4 protein-coding genes are annotated in these 1,633 nt (G+C 61.8%); all 4 read right to left on the reverse strand.

Annotated elements, in window-relative coordinates:
* Positions 1–88: 88 nt before the first annotated feature.
* Positions 89–328 (reverse strand): hypothetical protein, encoded by a 240-nt coding sequence (locus EOD15_RS33905; protein WP_127409279.1) that lies wholly within the window; start codon positions 326–328, stop codon positions 89–91.
* A complete protein-coding gene (locus tag EOD15_RS33910) occupies positions 325–504 on the reverse strand; it encodes a hypothetical protein (protein ID WP_127409280.1) in 180 nt (59 codons plus the stop codon). Before EOD15_RS33910 ends, EOD15_RS33905 begins: the two co-directional genes overlap by 4 nt.
* A gap of 32 nt (positions 505–536) precedes the next feature.
* On the reverse strand, positions 537–965 hold the full coding sequence (locus EOD15_RS33915) for a hypothetical protein (protein ID WP_127409281.1): 429 nt from the start codon (positions 963–965) through the stop codon (positions 537–539).
* On the reverse strand, positions 965–1,633 hold a 669-nt coding region (locus tag EOD15_RS36090; protein WP_210212218.1), incomplete at its 5' end, for a pyocin knob domain-containing protein. The genes EOD15_RS33915 and EOD15_RS36090, both read right to left, overlap by 1 nt.

The following is a 1,633-nucleotide window of genomic DNA, read 5'->3' on the forward strand; positions in this document are numbered from 1 at the left end:
GTTCCCTTCAGGGGAGGGCCAGGTCGAACGAAAGGGGCCGGGGAGGTGATTGCCTACCCGGTGACCCTAACGCCGCCTGACGGGGCTCCTATTGGAGGTCTGATGCAGTCTGTGAGATGCGCCGCTGGGCCGCCTGAACGAGCTGGTTAAAGCTGTCCTCGGCGTCCTTGTTCGCTTCGATGTCGGCGTCGATGTTGTTGTCCTTCAGGAACTTGACGATGACCGCCCAGTCCTTGGCTTCGCACTCGCCGGCTTCGAGCCGCTTACGCATGTCCTCGGCGATCAGGCCGTGAATGGTTTCGAGGAGCGAGGAGTTGGCCTTGCTCATTTGTCTTTGTCCTTTCGGAGAAGTTCCCGGACCTTGGCGACGATCTGAACGATCAGCCAGAGGGTGCCGAGGAGGGGTGCGATCAGGGCAGCACCGTCAGAGGCCATGTGGAGCCACGGGAGCCACACTGTGCTTGTTACTGCGGAGACCGCGACCGCCGAGGTGGTGTTATCCACGGTCGTAGTTCCTGCGATTAGAGTGAAAGGGGTCATTTGATTTCCGCCGCGTACAGCCACAGGCTGTCCACTTGCGCCTCGGTGAGTGAGAAGGCCGGGGTGAGGCTGACGATGAGAGGGTGCGTACGCTTGAAGTAGGTCGCGTAGTTCCACTCGATTGTACCTGCCTCGTTTCCGGCAAGCTGGGTCGCCACGTCGGCGCTCGTGATCCCTATGTCATTGAGGGCGAGGCGGATTTGGCGGGGAGACAGGGAAGGCATGGCCGCCCTGATTTCCTCGACCGTGGGGGCCGGGGGAGCGACGTACGGCGCGGCAGTTCCCTTGGTATCCTCGAACAGGGTGCGACCGAGTTCCTCGGGGTCTTCAGGGGATGCCGTAAAGGGTATCCACCCAAAGGCAGGGTGGTCGACCTCCATGTCGATGCCACCATTGGTGTTGTAGGTGGGATTGCGATATTCCATTAGGAAACCCTTTTAGCGAGAAAGAAGCGGCGCTTAACGCTGGACGAACCCCCGACACGCGAGCAGATCATCCAAGAGCCGGCCAAGGCGGTGCCGCCCTTGATCCAGTTGCCGGAATTGCCGAAGCCAACGTCGTCACCGGGATCAGAGGTCACGCTTTCGACCCAGCCTCCCGGTTGCAATGTCGAACCTGCAACAGTCAGGCCCTCGGTGAGTGCTGTAGCCGTAAGGCTGAAAACGAGAGCGTAGGAACCGACAGCGCCGAAGGCCAAGGCCGCGCTGCCTGCGCCATAGTTGATGCTGGCTGGCTGAACGTATCGAGCGTCCTGCTCGGCCTGACTAAGCTGGAGTTTGTACCAAGCGCCCCAGGCTCCATTCATCTGGTGGCGACGATAGGCCGACGTGTTCCCCGCCGAAGCGGCAGTGAAGTTGTGAACCGTTTGCGTCCGCCAGCCAGTGGAGCCATGGGCCTCGACGTTGCCGAGATACCAGTTGGCGTCAGGGCCGTTTGCAGCCGCTGAAGCCATGTACCACCCGTTGTCGAGGGCGTTGTTCCAGTCCGTGATGGTCTGTGCAATGAGCCCGAGGCGGGCGGGCAGGCGGGCATCAGGTAGGGTGCCTGACGTGAGGGCCGTGGCGGCGTGGGTGTGCCCAGCGAGCGCGTACAG

It is taken from the genome of Mesorhizobium sp. M7A.T.Ca.US.000.02.2.1 (assembly GCF_003996995.1).
Lineage (GTDB): Bacteria > Pseudomonadota > Alphaproteobacteria > Rhizobiales > Rhizobiaceae > Mesorhizobium.